Annotated in this window: 5 protein-coding genes; 3 read left to right on the top strand and 2 right to left on the bottom strand. The window is 62.5% G+C overall.

Annotation, left to right across the window (positions count from 1 at the left end):
- The coding region (locus BRAS3843_RS16300; RefSeq protein WP_139024882.1) for a multicopper oxidase domain-containing protein at nucleotides 1–1602 on the top strand (1602 nt) is incomplete at its 5' end.
- 289 nt (nucleotides 1603–1891) lie between these two features.
- Here the strand turns inward: BRAS3843_RS16300 and BRAS3843_RS16305 are convergent.
- On the bottom strand, nucleotides 1892–2140 hold the full coding sequence (locus BRAS3843_RS16305; RefSeq protein WP_244425351.1) for a hypothetical protein: 249 nt from the start codon (nucleotides 2138–2140) through the stop codon (nucleotides 1892–1894).
- Nucleotides 2141–2502: 362 nt separating this feature from the next.
- Here BRAS3843_RS16305 and BRAS3843_RS16310 point away from each other — a divergent pair, with 362 nt between their 5' ends.
- On the top strand, nucleotides 2503–2964 hold the full coding sequence (locus BRAS3843_RS16310; RefSeq protein ID WP_244425353.1) for a hypothetical protein: 462 nt from the start codon (nucleotides 2503–2505) through the stop codon (nucleotides 2962–2964).
- 86 nt (nucleotides 2965–3050) lie between these two features.
- Here the strand turns inward: BRAS3843_RS16310 and BRAS3843_RS40760 are convergent, their stop codons facing one another.
- Nucleotides 3051–3335, bottom strand: a complete 285-nt coding sequence (locus BRAS3843_RS40760) for a hypothetical protein (RefSeq protein WP_139024883.1) — start codon at nucleotides 3333–3335, stop codon at nucleotides 3051–3053.
- A gap of 357 nt (nucleotides 3336–3692) precedes the next feature.
- Here BRAS3843_RS40760 and oxlT point away from each other — a divergent pair, with 357 nt between their 5' ends.
- Nucleotides 3693–4964, top strand: a complete 1272-nt coding sequence (gene oxlT, locus BRAS3843_RS16320) for an oxalate/formate MFS antiporter (protein ID WP_050886446.1) — start codon at nucleotides 3693–3695, stop codon at nucleotides 4962–4964.
- The last annotated feature ends 513 nt before the right edge of the window (nucleotides 4965–5477 follow it).

The following is a 5477-nucleotide window of genomic DNA, read 5'->3' on the forward strand; positions in this document are numbered from 1 at the left end:
ATACCGGTGCCGCAAACGACCCACCAGCATGGGCCGATCGTGATGGACACGGTCGACTATTCCATCACCATCCCGTCCAATCATCCATCCGGCCTGTTCTGGTTTCACCCGCATGTCCACGGCATCGCGCTCAACCAGCTCGTATCGGGCATGTCCGGGCTGATCACGATCGGCAGCGTGGGCGACAATGTGCATGGTGACGTCGCCAATGCGTCCTGGCCCGACAGCAACGTGCGGCACCTGATGTTGAAGGAGATCCAGGTGCTCGCTGCCGGCACCATCGGGTTCGACAGCGGACCGCAGCCGGTCTCGAATGGCGAGGTGCTCAATCAGGAAGACCCCGACTTCTGCAGCCAGTTTCCGGCCAGCGGCGAGGTCCGGCAGGGCTCCTGTCCCGGCGCCGACAACAGCGGCGACGAAGGTAATAACTACACGGGCGGCAAGTGGTACATGACCGTGAACGGACAGCAATATCCGACCATCCCCGTCAATGCGCCGGATGGCGAGGTCTGGCGGCTTGGGACCGGAGCTGGCAGCCTCAGTTGGGATCTGCAGCTCGTCGACGATAACACCCATCAGCCGATGACGGTGCAATTGATCGCGATCGATGGGGTCGCCGTGCATCTGCCTCAGGACACGCCGCCGTCGGCGCTGGCGCAGATGACGGGCAATCGTTTCAAGGTGGTGCCTTGTCCGAATGCGCAGACGATCGGCGCGACCGTGCCGGTCTGCGTCAACGAGATCGTCATGATGCCGAGCTCGCGCGCGGAGGTATGGGTCACCTATCGCAACGCAAACGGCGTGGTCACGCCGCCGCCGACTGGCGCCTCGGCCACCCTCAAGATGGTCGGCCTCACCATGGGCTCCGGCGATTCATGGCCTGCGGTCGACCTTGCCAAGGTCCAGTTCAACCAGTCGGGCCTCCGCCAATACACCAACACCCAGGTGGTGGTGGGAGGACCAAGCGATGCTGCGGCGTTGAACCAGCCGAACAGCAGCATCCTCACCGCGACTGCACCATCGGCGACAGCCACGGCGGCGCCGGCAGGATGCACCGCACTGGCAGCTGGCCATCGTCGCCGCATCTTCTTCGGCTTCTCCGACGTGACCGTGAACAACACCTTCGCGCTCGGCTATGAGGAAGTTGACCAGAACGGCCGGGTGGTGCCCGGCTCTCAGAAACCCGCGCCCGATCAGCTTGCCCAGTTCGACCCCTCACAGACCACGGTCTGCGTGCCGCTCGGCCCCGGCCAGACGCCGGTGCGCGAGAACTGGGAACTGGTCCAACTCTCGACCGAGAACCATAACTTCCACATCCACCAGACCCGCTTCGCAAGAAAAGGGGCGGCGGGCACCGTGTTGCAGGACAACATGCCGCTCGGCGTGGCGACGCCGGACGCAACGATCGCCGATCAGGTTGGTAACAGCCAGAACGGGGTCTGCACCATCGCGCAGTGGCGCTCAGGGCACTGCCAGTCGACCCCGCTGGTGCTGGACATCCCGTTCGCCGAACTTGGGGAGTTCGTCTACCATTGCCATATCCTCGAGCATGAGGATGGAGGCATGATGGCGCGCGTCCAGGTGGTGCCGGCTCCGCTTTGATGCCGACAGACCGACGATGAACGGCCCGAAGGCGAGATGCGCCTGCCAACCCGGGCGACGACAGGACAACTGCCATCGCCCAAAGCTCCTCATGCGTCGGCTGGTGGGTGGATTGGACGCTTGTCCCCCAGCAGCTGAATACCGCCGAGGCAATGTCAAATCAGAAGCTCACGGAGATCGACAGCAGCATTCGTCGCGACGAACGCGAAAATGCGTTGCGAAGGGATTCCATCGGAGCCCGATGGCGGCAGTGGTTCAGCCAAAGCCGAGCACTCAGCCGCTCCGCATGCTACCGCATCACCGACGCGGAGGCCGAGCGCTCGCTGGGCTTGCCGAACACGCTGCGGCAGCCTGCGCTCAAGCTGGCGCGCTGCCGATGCATGCAGGCGATGATCCGGTCGCGGTCGGGGATCTCGGACGCGCAGAGCCGGAAGACGTCGCCCGTGCAGAGCCGGCGCTGATCGTCTTCGGTGAAGGCGCGGCTCGCCGACGGCAGCATCGCAACACAGGCCGCCAGGCCTGCCGCGGCCAGAGTCAAGTTTCGTATCCCGAACACGTCAGTCCGCATCGTCGCCCCCAGATTGCCTGCTATTTGCCTTGATCCCACCCCGCTGCTCGCCATCAGCGACGCAGCGCCGCCGCCGCAGAATCAAATCATGACACGTCGAGACGCGCCTTCAACACGCGCGTTTCTCCGTGCACCACAATTTTGTCAGCTGTTGCAGCTGAGACTCTGGAAGCGGCTGCCTCCGCGGACAATCCGTCGGGTCAGGAAGCCGTCAGCGCCGTCAAATTGTCACGACGTGACCGCAATCCGGCCCCGGCCCGTGCACAGTTCCCCGCCGTAATACTAACGGTTGAGGAATGTAGCGTGAGGGGAGTCGGGTCATGGCGTACACAATGATCGCCGAGCGCGATGGGCACAAGGTGCGCAAGCAGCGTGAGAGCGCGCTGATCGTCCTGGCCAACGCGCGCGTGATGGAAAGCGAGGGCTGGCAGGTCGTCATCACCAACAACGACGGCAAGGACTTCGGCCTTGCCGAGTTCGAGGCCGGTCTGGCGAAGACATTCTCGTCCTGGTTCCACGCGGCGCCGCAGCAAACGGCCCCCGCCGCGCCGGTGGCCATTGTCGCGCCGGCGGCTGCCGCCAACGAGAGCGTGGATGCCGCTCCCGATGAGACGGAGGCGCTGGTTGCCGCAGAGCTTGCCGCCGAAGCCATCGAAGCCGATACGCACGAGCTCCAGGAAGTGCACGAAAGCGAATTCGAAGACGTCGATGCCGAGGAACCCGAGCTCGATGATGCCGACCTCGAGAAGGCCGTCCTCGACGAGATCGCGCTCGAGATCGCAACCACGCACTGACGCTCTTATTGTTTTTGCTGCGGTCGCGACCGACCGCAGCGCCGGCATCTTGCCGGTAGCGCCGCGGGTCCTGCCGCGGCGCCGCGTTATTTTCCTCTTTCGGAGAACAGCTCGCGTGGCAGGCCGACTAGGCCCTGCCGATCCATTCGCGCGCGATCATGTTGGACCCGTTCGACGTCGATGCCAGCCAGCACCGCACCCTGGCCTTCCTGCCCAGCATCTTCCCCGATTATCCTGCGCCGCTCGTGCAAAATGGCGAAGCGCGAGCACGCGATGGCTCGCTGGGGCAGCCTGCGTAGGCCAACGAAAGCGAGGTTGCCTGCGATTTGTTCGGCTTTCTGACCTGCGAACCGAATGCCGATCAGGATCACGATGTCGGCTTCGCGGGTGCAAAGAGAGCGGCACCGGATCCGTCAGGCACGTCGGCAACTGATCCACTCGGAAGTTGCCTCGGCTCGAAAGTCGGCTTTCGCGTTGCCGTCGACACTCGCTATTTCCAAAATCCGAAAGACTAGAACATTATCTGGAACTTCCCGGACCTCTCGTTATTGAACGGTCAGATGTAGTCGTAGCTCGTACTTGGCAGGCTAGTAAGCGGCCCGCATTCGGGACCCAAGATCAAAGTCTAACTAGCCGACCCGAAACTCAGAAGCACGCGGGCGTCCCTGGCGCGAATGAGCGGCCAACCGTGCTTCGGCACATCAGTGCCGTCAACAGGGGACGGAAACATGACCACAGCAGCAATAGATTCCCGATCGCACGCCATTCCGGCAACACGCTGGACTCAGCTCATCTGCTGCATCTTATGCATGATACTCATCGCCAACCTGCAGTACGGTTGGACGCTCTTCGTCAATCCCATCAGCAAGGCGCATGGCTGGTCGATCGCATCGATCCAGGTTGCATTCAGCATCTTCATCGCGCTCGAGACCTGGCTCACGCCGATCCATGGCTGGATCGTTGATAGTCTCGGCGGGCGACGTGGCGCCAAGCTGGTGGTGGCAGTTGGAGGCATCCTGGTCGCTCTCGGTTGGATTATCAATGCGTACGCAGAATCCCTCGCAATGCTCTACCTCGGTGCGGTGGTCGGCGGCACGGGAGGCGGAGCGGTGTATGCGACCTGTGTCGGTTTAGCCGTCAAGTGGTTTCCTGACCGTCGCGGTTTGGCCGTCGGTCTTACCGCGGCGGGATACGGGGCCGGCGCAGCGCTGACGGTCGTTCCTATTCGGGCGGTCATTGATGCGGCCGGCTACGAAGCAGCTTTCTTCTGGTTCGGGCTGGTTCAGGGTGGGATTGTTTTTGTCCTTGCGTGGTTTTTGCGGGCACCGGATCCCGGCGAGATGGTCGGCGTCGCCGCGCCAAGAGTGATGCAGACGGCGCGCAGCTACACGCCTCGGCAAGTACTGGGCACTCCAGTCTTCTGGCTGCTCTACATCATGTTCATCCTGGTGTCGGCCAGCGGATTGATGGCGACGGCGCAGATCGCACCCATTGCCAAGGACTTCAATGTTGGGGACGTGGTCGTCCTGTTCGGCGCGTCGGCGCTGAGCGTAGCACTGATCGTCGACAACATCTGCAATGGTGGAGCGCGTCCTCTATTTGGCTGGATCTCAGATCAGATCGGCCGCGAATATACCATGGCGATCGCGTTCGGTCTGGGCGGTGTAGCGTATTGGTTGCTGGGGACTCTGGGTCACGCCCCCTGGGCATTTATTGTCTTCGCTGCGTTGATCTTCCTGACGTGGGGTGAAATCTTCAGCCTATTCCCGTCCACGTGCACGGACACTTTCGGAACCAAGTTTGCAACCGTCAATCTCAGCCTGCTCTACACTGCCAAGGGCGCGTCGGCCTTCCTCGTGCCGGTTGCCAACCTCATCAAATCAGCGAGCGGTGGTTGGCACTTGGTATTCGTGTTGACCGCCATCATGAATTTCGTGGTGGTGGGATTGGCTTTATTCGTGCTCAAGCCATTGCGGCTGCGATTCATGGGCAACGATTGAAGCCACGGCCGTCAATTCAAGGCGCTTGCTGGCGACGTGCTTGCGCTCGCGCGATAGGGCTTCGTGGAAAGGAGGCGTTCCCTTGCCCACTGAGCTGCCGGTGAGAACCCGATCCCCGCTGGCGTCCGAGTTAGAGCTGATAGCGCTGGCCTCACTCGTGCCGTGGTGCTTGAGCCTGCTCCTCGCCTACCACTCCCCCGCTATTGCACACGCGTTTCTGCTCATGGGGCAACTCGGCTAAACGACGGCCGCGCCGTAACATGGCGGCCTTGCGGGTGGATCGCCAGCGGTAGCTACAGGCCTAGAAACAACCTTAGAACATCATCAAAGACGAGAGATACCTTCGATCGCGACTTCCTAAGAACGATTTGACACCCGTCCGTACCACCGCACTGCCTCCCCCGGCCAGCGCGCGAATTGACCGCCCAGGAAGTCAGGCTTCGTGCCTGCTCGACTCTCTTCCGCGGGCGCCGCAGGTGCTGGTATCCGCCCGCAGCCTCCTGCAACGCGCGC

The sequence above is a fragment of the Bradyrhizobium sp. STM 3843 genome, from assembly GCF_000239815.1.
In the GTDB taxonomy this organism is placed as follows: domain Bacteria; phylum Pseudomonadota; class Alphaproteobacteria; order Rhizobiales; family Xanthobacteraceae; genus Bradyrhizobium.

Bases quoted from the DNA above. Each gene is read 5' to 3' on its own strand.
- BRAS3843_RS16310 (WP_244425353.1), top strand. From the start codon at position 2,503: ATGATCGCCGAGCGCGATGGGCACAAGGTGCGCAAGCAGCGTGAGAGC.
- oxlT (WP_050886446.1), top strand. From the start codon at position 3,693: ATGACCACAGCAGCAATAGATTCCCGATCGCACGCCATTCCGGCAACA.